Annotated in this window: 18 protein-coding genes; 4 read left to right on the top strand and 14 right to left on the bottom strand. The window is 70.6% G+C overall.

The genetic code is table 11. The features are described from left to right. Window positions 1-25: 25 nt before the first annotated feature. Complete coding sequence (locus tag LUM46_RS15325; protein WP_274994994.1) at window positions 26-1,231, bottom strand: type III PLP-dependent enzyme domain-containing protein; 1,206 nt, start codon at window positions 1,229-1,231, stop codon at window positions 26-28. A gap of 76 nt (window positions 1,232-1,307) precedes the next feature. Between LUM46_RS15325 and LUM46_RS15320 the strand changes: the two genes are divergently transcribed. Beyond that, window positions 1,308-2,651 carry a D-arabinono-1,4-lactone oxidase gene (locus LUM46_RS15320; protein ID WP_274994993.1) on the top strand — a complete coding sequence of 448 codons (1,344 nt, stop codon included), beginning with the start codon at window positions 1,308-1,310 and terminating at the stop codon, window positions 2,649-2,651. Here the strand turns inward: LUM46_RS15320 and LUM46_RS15315 are convergent. The 4 genes from LUM46_RS15315 to LUM46_RS15300 form a co-directional block, all read right to left on the bottom strand. Next, the gene (locus tag LUM46_RS15315; protein WP_274994992.1) at window positions 2,648-3,247 is read right to left on the bottom strand and encodes a TetR/AcrR family transcriptional regulator; all 600 of its coding nucleotides are present in this window, start codon (window positions 3,245-3,247) and stop codon (window positions 2,648-2,650) included. The genes LUM46_RS15320 and LUM46_RS15315 overlap by 4 nt on opposite strands. Further along, entirely contained in the window at window positions 3,244-3,792 is a 549-nt protein-coding gene (ispF, locus tag LUM46_RS15310; protein WP_274994991.1) for a 2-C-methyl-D-erythritol 2,4-cyclodiphosphate synthase, read from the bottom strand. The genes LUM46_RS15315 and ispF overlap by 4 nt, the downstream gene beginning before the upstream one ends. Then, entirely contained in the window at window positions 3,789-4,505 is a 717-nt protein-coding gene (gene ispD / locus LUM46_RS15305; protein WP_274994990.1) for a 2-C-methyl-D-erythritol 4-phosphate cytidylyltransferase, read from the bottom strand. The genes ispF and ispD overlap by 4 nt, the downstream gene beginning before the upstream one ends. A gap of 100 nt (window positions 4,506-4,605) precedes the next feature. Beyond that, window positions 4,606-5,088, bottom strand: coding sequence for a CarD family transcriptional regulator (locus LUM46_RS15300; RefSeq protein WP_116677014.1), 483 nt, complete (start codon window positions 5,086-5,088; stop codon window positions 4,606-4,608). Window positions 5,089-5,392: 304 nt separating this feature from the next. On the opposite strand from LUM46_RS15300, the gene LUM46_RS15295 reads away from it, so the two are divergent. Further along, window positions 5,393-5,935 (top strand): hypothetical protein, encoded by a 543-nt coding sequence (locus LUM46_RS15295; RefSeq protein WP_274994988.1) that lies wholly within the window; start codon window positions 5,393-5,395, stop codon window positions 5,933-5,935. Window positions 5,936-6,052: 117 nt separating this feature from the next. On the opposite strand, the gene pstB is transcribed toward LUM46_RS15295, so the two are convergent. The 7 genes from pstB to LUM46_RS15260 form a co-directional block, all read right to left on the bottom strand. Beyond that, a complete protein-coding gene (gene pstB / locus LUM46_RS15290; RefSeq protein WP_274994987.1) occupies window positions 6,053-6,832 on the bottom strand; it encodes a phosphate ABC transporter ATP-binding protein PstB in 780 nt (259 codons plus the stop codon). A 49-nt stretch (window positions 6,833-6,881) separates the two neighbouring features. After that, entirely contained in the window at window positions 6,882-7,826 is a 945-nt protein-coding gene (gene pstA / locus LUM46_RS15285) for a phosphate ABC transporter permease PstA (RefSeq protein ID WP_274994986.1), read from the bottom strand. Beyond that, window positions 7,826-8,842, bottom strand: a complete 1,017-nt coding sequence (gene pstC, locus LUM46_RS15280; RefSeq protein WP_274994985.1) for a phosphate ABC transporter permease subunit PstC — start codon at window positions 8,840-8,842, stop codon at window positions 7,826-7,828. The genes pstA and pstC overlap by 1 nt, the downstream gene beginning before the upstream one ends. A gap of 135 nt (window positions 8,843-8,977) precedes the next feature. Next, window positions 8,978-10,078: a phosphate ABC transporter substrate-binding protein PstS gene (locus LUM46_RS15275; RefSeq protein WP_274994984.1), complete on the bottom strand. Its 1,101-nt coding sequence runs from the start codon at window positions 10,076-10,078 to the stop codon at window positions 8,978-8,980. A 177-nt stretch (window positions 10,079-10,255) separates the two neighbouring features. Next, window positions 10,256-11,419 carry a phosphate ABC transporter substrate-binding protein PstS gene (gene pstS, locus LUM46_RS15270; RefSeq protein WP_274994983.1) on the bottom strand — a complete coding sequence of 388 codons (1,164 nt, stop codon included), beginning with the start codon at window positions 11,417-11,419 and terminating at the stop codon, window positions 10,256-10,258. A 119-nt stretch (window positions 11,420-11,538) separates the two neighbouring features. Beyond that, entirely contained in the window at window positions 11,539-12,237 is a 699-nt protein-coding gene (locus LUM46_RS15265; RefSeq protein ID WP_274994982.1) for a response regulator transcription factor, read from the bottom strand. Next, window positions 12,234-13,505, bottom strand: a complete 1,272-nt coding sequence (locus LUM46_RS15260; protein WP_274994981.1) for a sensor histidine kinase — start codon at window positions 13,503-13,505, stop codon at window positions 12,234-12,236. Before LUM46_RS15260 ends, LUM46_RS15265 begins: the two co-directional genes overlap by 4 nt. Window positions 13,506-13,777: 272 nt before the next feature. Here LUM46_RS15260 and phoU point away from each other — a divergent pair, with 272 nt between their 5' ends. Both phoU and LUM46_RS15250 read left to right on the top strand, forming a co-directional pair. After that, window positions 13,778-14,425, top strand: a complete 648-nt coding sequence (phoU, locus tag LUM46_RS15255) for a phosphate signaling complex protein PhoU (RefSeq protein WP_274994980.1) — start codon at window positions 13,778-13,780, stop codon at window positions 14,423-14,425. A 101-nt stretch (window positions 14,426-14,526) separates the two neighbouring features. After that, window positions 14,527-15,267 (top strand): phosphoglyceromutase, encoded by a 741-nt coding sequence (locus LUM46_RS15250; RefSeq protein ID WP_274994978.1) that lies wholly within the window; start codon window positions 14,527-14,529, stop codon window positions 15,265-15,267. An 89-nt stretch (window positions 15,268-15,356) separates the two neighbouring features. On the opposite strand, the gene mshA is transcribed toward LUM46_RS15250, so the two are convergent. Both mshA and LUM46_RS15240 read right to left on the bottom strand, forming a co-directional pair. Further along, on the bottom strand, window positions 15,357-16,712 hold the full coding sequence (gene mshA / locus LUM46_RS15245) for a D-inositol-3-phosphate glycosyltransferase (RefSeq protein ID WP_274994977.1): 1,356 nt from the start codon (window positions 16,710-16,712) through the stop codon (window positions 15,357-15,359). Beyond that, window positions 16,712-17,812, bottom strand: coding sequence for a lactonase family protein (locus LUM46_RS15240; protein ID WP_274994976.1), 1,101 nt, complete (start codon window positions 17,810-17,812; stop codon window positions 16,712-16,714). The genes mshA and LUM46_RS15240 overlap by 1 nt, the downstream gene beginning before the upstream one ends. Window positions 17,813-17,869: the final 57 nt, after the last annotated feature.

Raw genomic sequence — 17,869 nt, 5'->3', positions numbered from 1 at the left:
TCTACCCGGTGGGCCGCCTCATGCCTCACCCGAAGTTCTTCTGCTCGCCCCGGTACGTCGCCACCGTCTCGACGATCGTGTCGCCCCGGACGAGATGGACGCGGTCGAACCGCTCCATCATCTCGCCCGCCTTGGCGTGCCGGAGCCAGACGCGGTCCCCGGTGCGGAGCCTGCCGTCCGGCGCCGGCCCGCGGGTCGCCCGCAGCGGCGTCTGCACCTCACCGGCGCCCTCGGGGGCGCTCAGGGCATAGCCGGGCGTGAACAGCCGGGGCAGCCGCGCGACGCCCGCCTTGCCCGACGCCGCGTACCCGCCCGCGAACGCGGTCACCCAGCCGGGCGCGGGCTCCCGTACGACGTCGAGCCCGAAGAACGCCGCCGGGCGAGCCTGGAACGAGCGGTACCCGTCGAACAGGCCGGGCGTGTAGAGGCCGGAACCAGCGGTGACCTCGGTGACGCCGGGAGCGCCGCCGCTCACCTCGATCGACCCGGTGCCACCCGCGTTGACGAGCTCCACCTCCTGCCCGACGGCGTCCCGCACCGCGCCGAGGATCCGCACGCGGCGCTCGTTCACCTCGCGCATCGAGAGTCGCTTGACCAGCCGGACGGCGGGGCTCGTGTCCGGCAGACCGGCCACCTGCGCCTCGTAGAACATGAGGCCGCGCACCGCCAGCCCTCTCGCCTGGGCCACCGTCGCGAGGGCTGCGACGTCCCCGGGCTCGCGCAGCGGCGAGCGCCGCACCCCGAGGTGGGCGGTCAGCGCACCGACGCCGACCCGCAGCGAGCAGTCGACGTCCAGGCAGACCTGGATCGGGCCCGCCGCACCGTCGGCGGCGGGGCCGGCGGCGTCCGCGATCAGGCCGAGGTGGGCGACGTCGTCGACCATCAGGGTGATCTCCTCGCGGGCCGTCGCGTCGGCCGCCAGGGTGGCGAGGGCCGCCCTGTCCACCGTCGGATAGCCCACCAGCACGTCCCGCACACCCTCGCTGACCAGCCACAACGCCTCGCGCAGCGAGTAGGCCATGACGCCGGCGAACCCGTGCCCGACGGCGCGGCCGACGAGCGAGCGGACGCGTACGGACTTCGACGCGACACGGACCGGCACGCCGTCGGCGCGCTTGAGGAGGTCGAGCGCATTCGCGTCGAACACGTCCAGGTCCACGACCGCGAGAGGTGCGGGCAGGCCGGACGTGGCGGCGGACAGCCGCGCGACGGTGTCTGCTGCGGAGCTCATGACCGCACGCTACTCCGCGGCACCGGCCCCGAACAGAGACCTAGTTCACGAGACGGGGCCGTGGGATAGTGCATCCGTGATCTGGACGAACTGGGCGCGCAACGTCAGCGTGACGCCCGTGCGACAGGAGCAGCCGGGCTCGGCGGACGAGCTGTCCGACGCCATACGTCGTGCGGTCAAGGACGGACACACCGTCCGTGTGGTCGGCGGTGGGCACTCCTTCGCCCCGGCCGCGGCCACCGAGGGCGTACAGCTCAGCCTGGATCGGTTCAACGCCCTGCACCGTGTGGAGCGCGACCCGGACACCGGGCACGCCCTCGTGACGGTGGGTGCGGGCATGCGTCTGCACCACCTCAACCAGGTCCTCGCCGAGCGCGGCCTCGCGATGCAGAACCTCGGCGACATCGACAGGCAGTCGATAGCGGGCGCGATCTCCACCGGCACGCACGGCACCGGCGCCCGGTTCGGCGGCCTCGCGACCCGCGTCCGCGCCCTGACGGTGGTGGGACCCGACGGTGAGGTCACCCGCTGCGGCCCCACCGAGAACCACGACCTGTTCGAGGCCTCCCGGCTCGGTCTCGGCACGACGGGCGTGCTGAGCACCGTGACCGTCGAGGCGGTCCCGGCCTTCGATCTGCGTGCCGTGGAGGACGTCCAGCCGCTGGAGCGCGTGCTCGAGGAGCTCGACCACCTGGTCACCGGGTCCGACCACTTCGAGTTCTTCTGGTTCCCGACCGCGCGCAAGGTCCAGACCCTGACCCACACCCGCCTCGAGTCGCGTGCTGACCCCGGCGGACCGGTCGGTGTCGGGCGTCGGGTGAGACGGGCAGCGGCCGCCGCGCGCTCGTTCATCGACGACGAGCTGCTGTCCAACGTCGCGCTCGAGCTGGCCAACCGCACGGCCACGACGTTCCCGGCCGTGACGCCGACCCTCAACTCGTTCGCGGCACAGGCGTTGCGGCCGCGCACCTACACGGCGGCGTCGCACGAGGTGCTGTGCAACCCCCGTCGGGTGCGGTTCCGGGAGACGGAGTACGCGGTGCCGCGCGCGGTCGTCGTCGACGTCCTGCGAGAGATCGACGCCTGGCTGCGCAGCACGGGCGAGAACGTCCCGTTCCCACTCGAGATCCGCTTCGCCCCGGCCGAGGACGTGTGGCTCTCCCCGGCCTACGGACGGGACACCGCCTACGTGGCGGTGCAGCAGTACTGGCGCCTGCCGCACGCCCGGTACTTCGCCGCCGCCGAGCAGATCTTCACCGCCGTGGGCGGACGCCCCCACTGGGGCAAGCTGCACACGCGCGATGTCGACTACCTCGCCGACCAGTACCGCCGTCTCCCGGACTTCCAGCGGGTGCGGGACACCGCGGACCCCGACGGTGTGTTCGCGAACCCCTACACGCGCCGGGTCCTCGGCGGCTAGACCGGTTCCATCTGGTTGAACACCTCTCTCGCGAGGTCCGCGAACCCCGCACGCGCGGCCTCGTCGTCCTGGTCCACCATCCACGCGAGCTCGATGCCGTCGATGCGGAGCGCCGTCATGCGTGCCAGCATGCCGATATCGGTGCGGAACGTGGCGCCCGCGACGTCGGACAGCCGCTGGAGGTACTCGCGCGTCATCGCGATGCTCTGCTTGAGGTGCGCCTGCGCGACCTCGCGCAGCACCGGCGTACGCGCGCCCGAGACCGCGAACTCGAAGGTCAGCAGCCGCATGTGCTGGTGCTGCTTGAGCCCGCCCAGCATCGCGTCGATAGCGGCCTCCGCCAGGTCCTCCCGGTCCGGCCCGACGTCGAGCGCCGCCAGCACCTGCTCGGACGCCCGCATCGCGATGGCGCGGCCCATGGCGCGCAGCATCGCGTCCTTGTCGTCGAAGCAGTAGTGCACGGTGCCCAGCGAGATGCCGGCCTCTTGCGCCACCCGGCGCACGGTCACCGACTCGACGCCCTCGCGCATGGCCACGCTCAGGCCGGCCTCGACGATCTCCGCGCGCCGTTCGTCGAGCGGCTTGCGTTTGTTCATACCGTGCTCCCGACGTCGGGCACGACGAGCGCCGTTGCGATCGCCGCGACGCCCTCACCGCGTCCCGTCAGACCGAGCGCATCAGTGGTGGTCGCGGTGAGGGACACGGGCGCGCCGGCGGCGGCCGACAGGACCGCCTGAGCCTCGTCGCGCCGGGTGCCGACCCGCGGATGGTTTCCGATCACCTGAACTGCCACATTACCGATCATGTACCCAGCAGCCCGGACGCGCCTCGCGGCTTCCGCGAGCAGGGTGGTCCCGGACGCGCCGGCCCACTCGGGGCGGCCGGTCCCGAAGTGCGATCCGAGGTCCCCCAGGGTCGCCGCCGAGAACAGGGCGTCCGCCGCGGCGTGCGCCGCGACGTCGGCGTCGGAGTGGCCCGCCAGGCCCCGCTCCCCCGGCCAGTGCAGGCCGCCGAGCCACATCTCGCGGTCCGAGCCGTCCGGCGCGAACGCGTGCACATCGACCCCGATACCCGTCCGCGGCAGGGCGTACGTGACCGGAGCCGGTCGTGCGGGCTCCGGTGTGCTGGACGGATCGGTCATGCGTGGGTCTCCTGCAGCACGAGGGACGCGAGCCACAGGTCGCGTTCGGTGGTGATCTTGAAGGCCGCCGCGTCCCCGGCGACGATGTGAACCGGTTCGCCGAGTGCCTCGACAAGACCTGCGTCGTCGGTGGCGGCGAGGTGCTCCGCGACGGCACGCTCGGCGCCCGTGCGGTGCGCACGCACGAGCAGGTCACGCGCGAATCCCTGGGGCGTCTGCACGGCCCGCAGCATCGAGCGGTCGGGTGTGCCGGTGACCAGCTCCGCGTCGCCGTCGGGGCGCACCTGCTTCACCGTGTCGGTGACGGGCAGACCGGGCACGACGGCGCCGTGCCCGCTGCGGACAGCGGCCACGACCCGCTGGACGAGCTCCGGCGGGACCAGGGGGCGTGCGGCGTCGTGCACCAGCACGACGTCGTCCCCTGGATCCGCGAGAGCGAGACCGGCGGCGACCGACGCCTGCCTGGTGGGCCCGCCGTCGGTCACCCGGACGGGGATCGGCACGTGCGGGTCCTCGGCCAGCAGGTCGGCCATGATGCCGACCAGGCCGTCAGGCGCGGTCACGACGAGTGCGTCCACGACGCCCGACGCCGCGAGGCGTCGCGCGGCGTGCAGCACGAGTGGAAAACCGTCCAGCTCCACGAGAGCCTTCGGCAGGTCGCGCCCTAATCGGGATCCCGAACCGGCGGCCGTCAGGATTGCAAGGGTCGTCATCTCGTCCGGGTCCCCACAGGATCGTGATTGAAGCGAAGGATCCCCGTGGGGCGCGAGCACCGGGTACTGACTGGTACGTCAGACGGATCCTGTGGGTAAGTCAGGAAGCGAGAACCTCGTCGAGGATCGCTTCCGCCTTCTCTTCTTCCGTGTGCTCGGCCAGCGCGAGCTCGGACACGAGGATCTGGCGAGCCTTGGCGAGCATTCGCTTCTCGCCTGCGGAGAGACCGCGGTCGGCGTCCCGGCGGGACAGGTCGCGAACGACCTCGGCCACCTTGATGACATCGCCGGACGCAAGCTTCTCGAGGTTCGCCTTGTACCGGCGCGACCAGTTGGTGGGCTCTTCGGTGTACGGCGCACGCAGTACCTCGAACACGCGGTCGAGACCTTCCTGGCCAACGACGTCGCGCACGCCAACCAGGTCGACGTTCTCCGCCGGGACCTCGATGGTGAGGTCGCCCTGGGCGACCTTGAGCTTGAGGTACATCTTTTCTTCGCCGCGAATCTTGCGGACCTTGATCTCTTCGATCAGCGCCGCGCCATGGTGCGGGTAGACAACCGTCTCGCCTACTGTGAACGTCATCTGCAGATGTCCCCTTTCCCTGAAACCAGGTTACCACGGCGTGATCTGAAGAACTTGCGCCCTTGGCGTTGCCCGTGTATCACTCGGAATAGCGTTTGCGCAGGTCAGCGTGTTGCCAGAGGGGTAGTTCGAGGCGCTCACCACCCCGCGCTCCACTATCGGATCGTTCCGGAGCCGTGACCGTTGCCACGCCCTGACCGGGCATTTCGCCCCTGGTCGCGATGCGCGGGCACACCCCGAGGACCACTAGGATATTGCGGGGATCCGCCCCCGCCCGAACCAGACGAACATCAGGGAGTTCACCGTGTCCCGTCGCGCCACCGCCGTCCGAGGCGCCCGCACCATCGCCCTCGCCGCGGTCTCAGCTACGGGGGCTCTCCTCCTGGCCGCCTGCTCACCGACCACGACGACGCTGAACTACGACCCGTCCGACGGTGTCGGCGTCTCGGTGCTGGGTGAGGAGAACAGGGACCTGCGCGGCATCAACCTCATGGTCGTGTCGGCCGCCGAGGGCGAGGCCGGAAACCTGCTGGGCGCGCTCACCAACGAGACCGCCGAGGACACGTCGTTCACGCTCGAGGCACCCGGCGCCTCCCCCGTCACCGTTGATGTCCCGGCCGGTGGCACCGTCTACCTGGGCACGGAGTCCGGCGAGGCCGTCCAGCTCGACACCGTGTCGGCAGCGCCCGGCAACTACATGGACGCGACCCTCACGGTCGACGGCGACTCCGAGGCGTTCCAGCTGCCGGTGTTCGACGGCACGCTGCCGGAGTACGCCGAGTACGTGCCGGCCGGCGAGACGTCGCCCTCGGCCTCCCCGTCGCCGTCCGCCTCCCCCACGGAGTGACGAACCCGCCGAGGTAGTCGTCTGGCGAGGTGGACATGCAGCGAGGTAGTCACCCGGTTCGCGCTGGGTGACTACCTCGCTGCATGTCCACCTCGCCGGACGACTACCTCGGCAAGGTCACCCGAAGCGGCCCGAGACGTAGTCCTCCGTCGCCTTCTCGGCGGGCGAGGAGAAGATCGTCGCGGTGTCGTTCATCTCGATCAGGCGGCCCGGCTTGCCGGTGCCCGCGATGTTGAAGAACGCCGTCCGGTCGCTCACGCGAGCGGCCTGCTGCATGTTGTGCGTGACGATGACGATGGTGAAGTCCTTCTTCAGCTCCTGGATGAGGTCCTCGATCGCCAGGGTGGAGATCGGGTCCAGGGCCGAGCAGGGCTCGTCCATGAGAACCACCTGCGGCTTGACCGCGATGGTGCGGGCGATGCACAGGCGCTGCTGCTGACCTCCCGAGAGACCGGAGCCCGGCTTCTCCAGGCGATCCTTGACCTCGTTCCAGAGGTTGGCACCACGCAGGGAGCCCTCGACGAGTTCGTCCTGGTCAGACTTGGACATCTTGCGGTTGTTCAGCTTGACGCCCGCCAGCACGTTGTCCCTGATGGACATCGTGGGGAACGGGTTGGGTCGCTGGAACACCATGCCGATGTTCCGGCGCACCGCCACCGGGTCGATGTCGTCCCCGTACAGGTCCACGCCCTCGAGCTCGACGGACCCCTCCACGCGCGCGCCCGGCGTGACCTCGTGCATGCGGTTCAGGGTCCGCAGGAACGTCGTCTTGCCGCAGCCGGACGGACCGATGAAGGCGGTGACGGACTTGGGGTCGATCGTCATCGAGACACCCTCCACGGCGAGGAAGTCGCCGTAGTAGATGTTCATGTCGTTCACGTCGATGCGTTGTGCCATCGGTCTACTTCTTCCTTCGTGATGAGCTGCGGCTGAGGCGGTCTGCGCGTCAGCGCAGCTTGGGGGCGAACCATCGGTTCACGAGGCGCCCGGTGATGTTGAGGAGCATGACGATGACGATGAGCACCAGCGCCGCACCCCAGGCATTCTGGTATGTGATGTCCACGACGCACTGCATATCGCCTTCCTGGCAGGTGGACAGGCCCTGGCTGTACTGGCGGTAGATGAAGACCGGCAGGGTCATCATGCGCCCGTCGAAGGCGTTGAAGTTGATCGACTCGGTCACGCCGACGGCGACCAGGAGCGGCGCGGTCTCGCCGATGACACGCGCGATGGCCAGCAGGATGCCCGTCGTGATGCCGGCCACGGACGTACGGAGCACCACCTTGACGATCGTCAGCCACTTCGGCACGCCGAGCGCGTAGGACGCCTCCCGCAGCTCGTTCGGCACGAGCTTGAGCATCTCCTCGCAGGACCGGACGACCACCGGGACCATCAGCACCGAGAGCGCGATGGACCCCATGATGCCCAGACGTGTCCCGGGATCCAGGAAGATGGTCATGAACGCGACCACGAACAGGCCCGCGACGATCGACGGGATTCCGGTCATGACGTCGACGAAGAAGGTCACCGACCGCGCGAGCGGCCCTCGCCCGTACTCGACGAGGTAGATCGCGGTCAGCAGCCCGATGGGCACCGAGATCAGCGTGGCCCAGCCGGTGATGATCAGTGTGCCCAGGATGGCGTGGTAGATGCCGCCCGACGGGTCCCCGCCGTAGATCCCGCGCATCGAGAACGACAGGAAATCGACGCTCAGCCGTCCGACACCGTTGACCAGCACCGTCCACAGCAGTGAGACGAGCGGGATCATCGCCAGGGCAAAGGCACCCCAGATCAGGACGGTCATCGTCCGGTCGGTCGTCTTGCGGTGCGGGTCAGCCGTGGTGAGGAGAGCACGGGTGTGCGCGGTCGCGTCGGTTGTCTCGACACTCATCAGTTGGCCCCCGAGAATTCCTTGCGGCGCGCGACGATCGCGCGGGCGGTCATGTTCACGGCCATCGTGATCAGGAACAGGGCAAGGCCTGTGGCGATCAGCGCGTTGACGGCCAGGCCGCTCGCTTCGGCGAAGTCCAGCGCGATGTAGGCGGCGATCGTGTTGTGCTGGGAGGCGGCCAGGATCTCCAGCGAGTACACGAGGAATCCGGGGCTGATGATCATGAGCACGGCCATCGTCTCGCCGAGCGCGCGGCCGAGGCCGAGCATCGCGGCCGAGATCACGCCGGACCGGCCGAACGGCAGCACGGCGACGCGGATCACCTCCCAGCGGGTGGCGCCCAGGGCGAGGGCGGCCTCCTCGTGGAGCTTTGGCGTCTGCAGGAAGACCTCCCTCGACACGGCCGTGATGATCGGCAGGATCATCACGGCGAGCACCACCGACACGGTGGCGAGCACCTTGCCGGTCGCCGAGACCTGGCCGGCGAACAGGGGGAACCACCCGAGGTTGTCACCCAGCCAGAACCAGACCGGTCTGAGCACCGGCGCGAGGACCAGGAACCCCCACAGGCCGTAGACGACCGACGGAATGGCCGCCAGCAGGTCCACCAGATATCCGAGCACCTGGGCCAGGCGCGGCGGCGCGTAGTGCGAGATGAACAGTCCGATGCCCATCGCGACGGGCGTCGCCAGTGCCAGGGCCAGCAGGGCCGCAAGCAGGGTGCCGAAGATCAGCGGCCCGACGAACTCCAGCAGTGAGGTCCCCTCGGGGATCCGCCCGACCGCGTCGGACAGCTCGTCCTCGGACGCCGTGAGCGCGGGCCAGGCACGGACCAGCAGGAAGAGCGCCACTGCGGCAAGGATTGCCAGGATGAAAGCGCCGGCGCCAGTCGCGATCCACCGGAACACCCGGTTGAATCCACGTTCGGTCGTGCCCCGCCGCCGGCGGCGTGCGGGTGCCCGCTCGGCATGGCCGCCGGGCCGGGCCGGGCGCTGCGGGCTGTCGGTCGTCGTCACGCGATGTCCTCGCTGCTCGTTGTCACGTGTCACATCTTCGTTCATTCACGACCGCGCCGGTGGACGCCGGTCCACCCCTGAGGGGCGGCCCGAGCGCCCACCGGCATCGGTGCGTGCTCAGCCGTTCGTCCTGACTCAGCCGGCTGCCGAGATCGCCTCGACAGCGGTCAGGTACTCGGTGCGGAGCTCCTTGGACACCGGGGCGGAGCCGGCAGCGTCGGTGCCCTGCTCCTGGCCCTCGTCGCTCAGGATGTAGCTGTACAGGCCCTTGACCAGGTCCGCGGTCTCCTGGTCCTCGTAGGTGGTGCAGGCGATGTGGTACGAGACCAGGACGATCGGGTAGGTGCCCGGGATGTCGCGAGCAAGGTCGTAGGCCCACACCGTGTCGGCCGTGCCCTCGGTGCGCGGCGACTCCGACACGACGGCGGCGGCGGCCTCGGGGCTGTACTCGACGAACTCGTCGCCCACGCCCACGGCCACCGTGCCCAGGTCACCGATCTGCGACGCGTCCGCGTAGCCGATCGTGCCCTCGCCGGCGTTCACGGTGCTGACCACACCGGAGGTGCCCTGCGCCGACTCCTGGCCGTCGACCGGCCAGACGTCCTCGACCTCGAAGTCCCAGACGTCCGGGACCACGGTGCTCATGTACTCGACGAAGTTCTCCGTGGTGCCCGACGGGTCGGACCGGTGCACGACCGTAATGTCCAGGTCGGGCAGCTCGACGCCCTCGTTGTCGGCGGCGATCGCCTCGTCGTTCCACTTGGTGATGTCGCCCTTGAAGACCTCTGCGATCGTCTCCGGGCTCATGTTGACCGAGTCGATGCCTTCGAGGTTGAAGGCCACGGCGACCGGGCTGATGTAGCCCGGGTACTCGATGATGTCGCTGCCACACTGCTCCTCGGCGGCAGCCATCTCCTCCTCGTCGAGCGCTGCGTCCGAACCGATGAACGGGAACGCGCCCCTGATGAAGTTCTCGCGGCCCGTGCCCGACCCGGTCGGGTCGTAGTTCACGGTGACGTCGGGGTTGTCGCTCTGGAAGCCGGCACGCCAGGCCTCCATCGCGTTCTCCTGCGAGGACGCTCCGCCGCCGCTGAGCTCACCGGAGAGGTCCATGCCGGACTCAGAAGCTTCGCCGCTGGGGTCGGCGCCGGGGTCGGACCCACAAGCTGCGAGGCTCAGCGCGAGCGCGCCCACCATGACAGCGGAGCCAACGCGGGGGAATCGGCTGATCTTCACGTGTCGTTCCATCCTGTTCAAGTCGTACGCGCGGCGATCGCCGGCGCGTCAGTCGGGACGCTAGGCAGGTGGAGTGACCTGCTCCCCAGGTATAGGTAAACGGAAGGTGAACAAGACCGTGTGGAGCGGGTGATCCGCAACACGCCCACCATGGCACGGCCCGGGATTGTTCACCCGTCAGGCCCCGTCCCCGGGCTCCCCGACGGCCTGGCCGTGCGCCCGTTCCCTGGTCAGGTAGATGGCCTCGGCGGCCTCGGCGATCCAGTCCTGGAGATCGCTCGAGATGACCGCACTGCCTGCCGCGCCGGCTGCACGCTGCTGGCCCTCGGTGGACGCGACGTACTCGACGAACTCCTTGACGAACCTCCCCTTGGTCTTGTCCTCGTACCGCGAGCACACGACCAGGTAGGAGACGAGCACCATCGGGTAGGCGAACGGCTTGTCGATCTTCCGGTCGAGCACGAACGCGAGGTCGTGCTCGTAGCGGTTCTCGATCCGCGGCGAGACGTCGACGACGGAGGCCGCGGCCTCCGCGCTGTAGGGGACGTACTCCTTGCCCACCTTGATGGCGACGCGCCCGAGGTCGGACGTCGCCGAGGCGTCGGCGTACGTGATGCTGCCCGGCGTGGACCGGACCGTCTGGGTCACGCCGCTCGTCCCGTCCGCGGCGAACCCCTCGGGCAGCGGCCACATGCCGTCCGGCTCGTGCGGCCACGCCTGCGGGGCGGTCGCGTGGAGGTAGTCGGCGAAGTTCTCGGTGGTGCCCGAGTCGTCGGCGCGGTGCACCGGCGTGATCGTGAGGGGCGGCAGCTTCGCCTGGGGGTTGGCCGCGGCGATCGCCGGGTCGTCCCACCGGGTGATCCGCCCCGTGAAGATCCCCGCGATCACGCCGGAGGACATGTTCAGCCGGTCGATGCCCTCGAGGTTGAAGGCCACGGCGATGGGGCTGATGTAGACGGGCAGGTCGATGGCGTTGCCGCCGTCGCAGGCCGGGCCGGAGGCCGCCATCTCCTCGTCGCTGAGCGCGACGTCGGTGGCGCCGAAGGCGGTGCCGCCCGCGAGGAAGGCCTCCCGTCCGTCACCCGAGCCCATCGGGTCGTAGCTGATCACGGCGCCCGGGTGCTGCTCCTGGAAGCCGCTGATCCAGGCCTCCATCGCCGCTTCCTGGGAGGAGGCGCCGGCCCCGTGGAACTCGCCCACGAGTGCGGGCTCAGACGTGGCGACGGGTTCGTCGTCCGCACCGAGACCCGGCAGCCCGACCATGCCGCAGCCCGCGAGCGGCACGACGAGGGCGCCTGCGGTGGCGGCAGAGACGAGTCGGGTGTATCGGGAGGTGATCACGGATCGTGAAACTACTCACGGGCGCGGTCCCGCGAGCAAACACCAGGTGAACGGGAGGTGGCCAGAACCGTGGGTCGCCCGTGACGTGCGACACGCGGGCGCGCCGCACGCCTCCGGGCTCACCCCTCGTCGTCGGCCAGCTTGTAGCCCAGGCCACGCACGGTGAGCAGGTACTTGGGCGTGCCCGGGTCGGGCTCGATCTTCGAGCGGATGCGCTTCACGTGGACGTCGAGCGTCTTCGTGTCGCCCACGTAGTCGGCGCCCCAGACCCGGTCGATCAGCTGGCCACGGGTGAGCACCCGGCCCGCGTTCCGCATCAGCAGCTCGAGCAGGTCGAACTCCTTGAGCGGCAGGGCGACGCTCTCCCCGGACACGGCGACGGTGTGCCGCTCCACGTCCATCCGGACCGGCCCGACCTCGAGCACACCGTCCTCGTCCTGGTCGGTCGAGTCGTTGGGCTGCCGGCGGCGCAGCACCGCCCGCACGCGGGCCAGCAGCTCCCGGTACGAGTAGGGCTTGGTCACGTAGTCGTCGGCGCCGAGCTCCAGGCCGACCACCTTGTCGATCTCCGAGTCCTTGGCCGTCAGCATGATGACCGGGACGTCGCCACGAGCACGCAGCTCCCGGCACACCTCCGTGCCGGACAGGCCAGGGAGCATCAGGTCGAGCAGCACCAGGTCAGCACCCTCCGCGTCGTACGCAGCGAGCGCCGAGTTGCCGTCGGCGGCCTCGATCACCTCGAAACCCTCGCGGGTCAGCTGGTACGTCAGCGGATCCCGGTACGACTCCTCGTCCTCGACAACCAGGATGCGCGTCACGCACCTACCTCCTCGTTCTTCGTGGCCCCATGAGCTGTGGCCTTGTGCTGGCCCTGCTGGCCCTGCTGGCCCTGCTGGTCGTGCTCTTCCTGCTCTCCCGCTTCCTCGTGAGAGGTGCCGCGGTGCCCGGCGTCGGGCCGGTCCGCGGACGGGATGCGCAGGGTGAAGGTCGAGCCCCGGCCCGGCTCCGACCACATGGTGACGTCGCCACCGTGGTCGGCCGCGACGTGCTTGACGATGCTCAGGCCCAGCCCGGTGCCCCCAGTGTCGCGCGAGCGCGCCGGATCCACGCGGTAGAAACGCTCGAAGACGCGGTCCTGTGCGTCCTCGGCGATCCCCACGCCCTGGTCCACCACGGCGATCTCGACCAGGCCGGCCCGCTCGTTCACCCCCACGCCCACACGACTGGCGGGCCCGGAGTAGGCGACGGCGTTGTCGACCAGGTTGCGGACGGCGGTGACCAGGAGGTTGTGGTCGCCGTAGACCTCGGTGTCCAGGTCGCCGCCCATGGTGATCGCGATGTTCTTGGACTGTGCGGTGGTGCGTGCGCGGTCGACCGCCTCCTCCACGACCTCGCGGATCGGGACGGGCGTCAGCTTCGGCACGGCACCGGCGCCCTGCAGGCGCGACAGCTCGATGATCTCCTGCACCAGCGCGGACAGCCGGACGGCCTCGCGCTGCATGCGCTCGGTGAAGCGTCGGACGGCGACCGGGTCGTCCGCGGCGTCGGCCACGGTCTCCGCCAGGAGCGCCAGCGCGCCCACCGGCGTCTTCAGCTCGTGGGACACGTTGACCACGAAGTCGCGGCGGATCGCCTCGACGCGGCGCGCCTCGGTCCGGTCCTCGGCGAGCATCAGCACCCGTTCGAGGCCCAGGGGGGCCACGCGCACCTGAAGCAGCACGGTGCCCTGGCCGACCGGGCCGCGGGGCAGCTCCAGCTCCTGCTCACGGATCACGCCGTCGCGGCGCACCAGGGCCACCAGGTCGGTGATCGCCGGGTGCACCAGGGCGTCGTTGCGCACCACACCCAGCGCGTAGGCGGGCGGGGACGCCCGGATGACCTCGTCCTCGCCGTCGAGCACGACGGCGGCGGAACGGAGGACCGAGAGCACGCGGACGAGGCCCGCGTCGAGCTCGTCGGGTTCGGCCTGAGGAAGGGCATGCTGCTGCCGCTCGGAGACGCGGAAGGCCACGGTGGCGACCACGCCGACGATCACGCCGAGAATTCCGGCGGCCAGCACCGGTACCCCGGAGATGATTCCGTCCACGCCTCCAGGGTAGGTCGACGTTTCAACCGCAGGACGACGTCGGCGGGCGCTCGGACGATCGTGTCGCCTACTGTTCATGTCAGGGAGGAAGAGCGTTAACCTCCCGGTACATCGCGACGCCGAACCTTGGCGGGTGCGGGCGGTAGCTGTGCCGTGCGCCGTTCGGGACTTGTCCGGACGGTCGGCCCGGTCGCGCGTCGGCCCTGCCCGCCCTTCGGCGGCGCGACAGCGGACGCGAACCGTCCGCGCGCCCCGAGTGCGAGAGGAAACCGATGCGACAGATCTTCGAAGCTGAGCTCCAGCAGGTCGGAGAGGACCTGACCGAGATGAGCAGGCTCGTGGAGTCCGCCATCACCCGTGCCGGCACGGCGCTGCTGGAGGCAGACCTCCAGCTGGCCCAGGAGGTGATCGCCTCCGACAAGACCATCGACGCCATCGAGGACTCCCTCGACGCGCGGTGCGTGCACCTGCTCGCGCAGCAGGCGCCGGTCGCCACCGACCTGCGGGTGGTCGTCAGCGCGCTGCGCATGAGCGCCTCCCTGGAACGCATGGGCGACCTCGCCCGGCATGTGGCCCAGGTGGCACGTGGCCGCTACCCCGCGCAGGCGATCGTGCCGGAGGCACGCGACACCTTCGCGAAGATGCACGACGCCGCCGTCCGCGTGTCACAGCGCACCACCAAGCTGCTCGCCACGCGCGACCTCACGGTGGCCGAGGCCCTCGAGCGGGACGACGACATCATCGACGCCCTGCACCAGGAGACGTTCAACCTGCTCCTGGCGCCCGAGTGGCAGGGCACCGTGCAGGAGGCCGTCGACGTGACCCTCGTCGGCCGCTACTACGAGCGGTTCGGCGACCACGGTGTGTCGGTCGCGCGCCGCGTGACCTTCCTCGTCACCGGAGACTTTCCGGACGAGTAGCACCGACGAGCAGTGCTCTCGCCGCCGTCGGGCACGTTGTTGCCGCTTCCACCACCTGGAGGCGGCAACAACTGTCTGCGCGCCGATGGCAGGATGGAACCATGACCTACACCCTCGTGCTGCTCCGCCACGGCGAGAGCGAGTGGAACGCGAAGAACCTGTTCACCGGCTGGGTAGATGTCGCCCTCTCCGAGAAGGGCGTCGAGGAGGCGAAGCGCGGTGGCCTGCTCCTCAAGGAGGCCGGCGTGAGCCCGGACGTCCTGCACACCTCGCTGCTGCGCCGCGCGATCATGACGGCGAACCTGGCGCTCGACGTCGCCGACCTCCACTGGATCCCGGTCAAGCGCAGCTGGCGTCTCAACGAGCGCCACTACGGCGCGCTGCAGGGCAAGGACAAGAAGCAGACGCTCGAGGAGTTCGGCGAGGAGCAGTTCATGCTCTGGCGTCGCTCCTACGACGTGCCGCCGCCGGAGATCGAGCTGGGCTCCGAGTTCAGCCAGGACTCCGACCCACGCTACGCGGACGCGCCCGTCATCCGCACGGAGGCCCTCAATCTCGTGCTCGAGCGCGCCCTGCCGTACTGGGAGAGCGAGATCGTCCCCGACCTCAAGGCCGGCAAGACCGTGCTCGTCGCCGCCCACGGCAACTCGCTGCGGGCCCTGGTGAAGCACCTCGACGGTGTCTCGGACGAGGCCATCGCCGGGCTCAACATCCCGACCGGCATCCCGCTGGTCTACGAGCTCGACGAGGAGACCCTCGCCCCGGTGAAGCCGGGCGGCACCTACCTCGATCCCGAGGCGGCGAAGGACGCGATCGCCGCGGTCGCCAACCAGGGCCGCTGACCTGCCAACCCTGCTGAGGTAGTCATCTGGCGAGGTAGTCATCCAGCTTGCGATCGACTACCTCGCCAGACGACTACCTCGCTACATGACTACCTCGGCGGGGATTGTTGTCTTGTCGTGTGGTGCTTGCGCGCCTGCTCGTAGACGTCCAGGATCTCGTCGGCGGCCCGGTCCCAGCCGAACCTGGCCGCGGAGGCGCGAGCGCCCACGGCCAGGCGGGCGCGGAGCGTGTCGTCGTCCAGGAGGCTCTTGAGGACCAGCGCCCAGCTCGCGGGCTCGTGGTCGGGCACGAGCACCCCCGAGACGCCGTCCTCGACCACGGTGCGCAGGCCGCCCACCGCGGCCGCGACGACCGGGGTGCCGGTCGCCTGCGCCTCGGCCGCGACGAGGCCGAACGACTCGCTGTGCGAGGGCACGGCCACCAGGTCGGCGGCCCGGAAGTAGTCGGCGAGTACCTGCTGCGGCACGGGGGGCCGTACCCGCACGTGGGCGGCCACCCCCTCCTGGTAGGCCAGCGCCTCGAGCTCGCGGACGGCGGTGGGCCGGCCCGACGCCCCGCCCAGCACGACGAGCAGGGGCGTCCGCCCGTCTCCCTCCGACCAGACCCGCTCCCCCAGCGCCCGCACCAGCACGTCGGGCCCCTTGAGCAGCTGCACCCGGCCCGCGAACAGCACGACCTTGCGGTCCACGGGCAGCCCGAGGCGCTCCCGCAGCTCGGCTCGCTGTGCGGCCCGGTGCCGGTCGGTCTCCGCCGGGTCTCCCGCGGAGACGTCCGGGAGCGGGGAGAACACCCCGAGGTCCACGCCGGGCTGCACCACGCGCACCCGAGCGGGTTCGGCGTGATAATCACGGACCAGCTCGGTGGCCTCCTGCTCGGTGTTCGCGACCAGGGCATCGGCCTCGGCGACCACCTGCTCCTCACCGATGATCCGGCCCTGCGGCTCGGGAGCGTCGCCCGGCGCGAGGGACGCGTTCTTCACGCGCGCCATGGTGTGCATGGTGTGCACCAGCGGGACGTCCCAGCGCTCTGCCGCGACCCAGCCCACCTGGCCCGACAGCCAGTAATGGGTGTGCAGCACGTCGTACCAGCCCTCCGGCCGGTGCGCCTCGGCGCGCAGCACCCCCGCGGCGAACGCGCACAGCTGGCCCGGCAGGTCGTTCTTGTCCAGCCCTTCGTACGGCCCCGCCGACACGTGGACGACCCGGATGCCGGGCTCGGCGTCGGTCACCTTGGGCTGGGCCGACGTCGTCGCCCGGGTGTAGATCTCCACCTGCGCCCCGCGCCGGGCGAGCGCCCGGGACAGCTCCAGCACGTACACGTTCATGCCGCCCGCGTCGCCCGTCCCGGGCTGCTCCAGCGGCGAGGTGTGCACGGAGACCATCGCGATCCGGAGCGGTCGGGCCCCGTCCGGCTCGACGAGGCCGGGAGGCAGGCTGTCACACATCACGCCTCCAGGACGCACGCGGGCACGGGCAGCTCCAGTCGGTCCGTGACCTCTCCCTGGCCAGACGTCCGGTCCAGCCGGACCGCGATCAGCTCGTCGGTGTTCTGCGCGGCCACGACCACGACACCGCCGTCGGCCAGGACCGCGTGGTGGCGCGGCCAGGCACCCGCGCCGAGATCGATGTCGGCGACGTTCTCGAGGACCAGGTGCGCCACGGCGCCGGGTACGGCGGCGTCGACGCCGTCCGGTGCGACAGCGGCGTCGTGCACCCGGAGCACCGACAGCACGTCCGGGCCGCGTACCCCCACGTGCACCAGGTCGCCGTCGACGGTGACGTGCGAGGGGTACCCGGCGGAGCCGTCGGGCATCGTGCGCCCGGTGATCGCCACCGAGCCCACGTGCGCGAGGCGGCCAGGGCCGGCGGGGACCAGGACGTGCAGCCGGCAGTCCAGCTCGCCCACGAGGAGGATCGTGCCGTCGGCGAGCTCCGCCAGATGGCGGGGCCCCGTACCGGGCGGCAGGACGACGGCGACCTCGCCGCTCGGCGCCTCGCCGGGGGCGGCGGCCCCTGCGTCCAGGGGGTAGGTGCGCAGCTCGTCGGTCCCGAGGTCGGACACGAGGACCCGGTCGCCCCAGACGTGCACGAAGTGAGCGTGCGGACCCTCCTGCCGGTCCTCGACCGGTCCCGTGCCCGCGTGCGGGAACGTCCGGGGCGTGGCGAGCGCGCCGTCCGCACTCAGCCCGACGACGGCGGCCACACCGTCACCGTAGTTCGCCACCCAGGCCGCGGTGTCGGTCGCGACGACGTGGCACGGGCTCGTACCGCCCGAGGGGGTGCTCCCCGCGGGGGTGAGCATGCCGGCGTCGGACACACGGAACGAGGTGAGGGTGCCGGGCTCCGCCTCCGTGACCGCCAGGAGCGTGCGCCCCGAGGGGTCCAGGGCCAGGAATGACGGCGCGGCCACCTGGGTGACGAGCTCGCCGCCGGTGAACCGGCCGCTCCCGTCGACACCGACGCGCCAGACGCCCTCACCGGTGCCCGGGGCGTCACCCGACGCCGGATAGGTGCCGATCCAGAGGGCAGCAGTAGGAATGCTCATGCGGCCAGCCTAATGACGTTTCCCTCGTGCACCCGCCTGGACGCACGACGCCCCGGC

The organism is Promicromonospora iranensis (genome assembly GCF_028994805.1).
GTDB classification, from domain to species: Bacteria; Actinomycetota; Actinomycetes; order Actinomycetales; family Cellulomonadaceae; genus Promicromonospora; species Promicromonospora iranensis.
The sequence above is the reverse complement of the archived record's forward strand: the minus strand, read 5'-3'. Positions and strand labels throughout refer to the sequence as shown.

Coding starts and splice junctions, on each gene's coding strand:
- LUM46_RS15325 (WP_274994994.1), bottom strand. CDS start 1,231: ATGAGCTCCGCAGCAGACACCGTCGCGCGGCTGTCCGCCGCCACGTCC.
- LUM46_RS15315 (WP_274994992.1), bottom strand. CDS start 3,247: ATGAACAAACGCAAGCCGCTCGACGAACGGCGCGCGGAGATCGTCGAG.
- ispF (WP_274994991.1), bottom strand. CDS start 3,792: ATGACCGATCCGTCCAGCACACCGGAGCCCGCACGACCGGCTCCGGTC.
- ispD (WP_274994990.1), bottom strand. CDS start 4,505: ATGACGACCCTTGCAATCCTGACGGCCGCCGGTTCGGGATCCCGATTA.
- LUM46_RS15300 (WP_116677014.1), bottom strand. CDS start 5,088: ATGACGTTCACAGTAGGCGAGACGGTTGTCTACCCGCACCATGGCGCG.
- pstB (WP_274994987.1), bottom strand. CDS start 6,832: ATGGCACAACGCATCGACGTGAACGACATGAACATCTACTACGGCGAC.
- pstA (WP_274994986.1), bottom strand. CDS start 7,826: ATGAGTGTCGAGACAACCGACGCGACCGCGCACACCCGTGCTCTCCTC.
- phoU (WP_274994980.1), top strand. CDS start 13,778: ATGCGACAGATCTTCGAAGCTGAGCTCCAGCAGGTCGGAGAGGACCTG.
- LUM46_RS15250 (WP_274994978.1), top strand. CDS start 14,527: ATGACCTACACCCTCGTGCTGCTCCGCCACGGCGAGAGCGAGTGGAAC.
- mshA (WP_274994977.1), bottom strand. CDS start 16,712: ATGTGTGACAGCCTGCCTCCCGGCCTCGTCGAGCCGGACGGGGCCCGA.
- LUM46_RS15240 (WP_274994976.1), bottom strand. CDS start 17,812: ATGAGCATTCCTACTGCTGCCCTCTGGATCGGCACCTATCCGGCGTCG.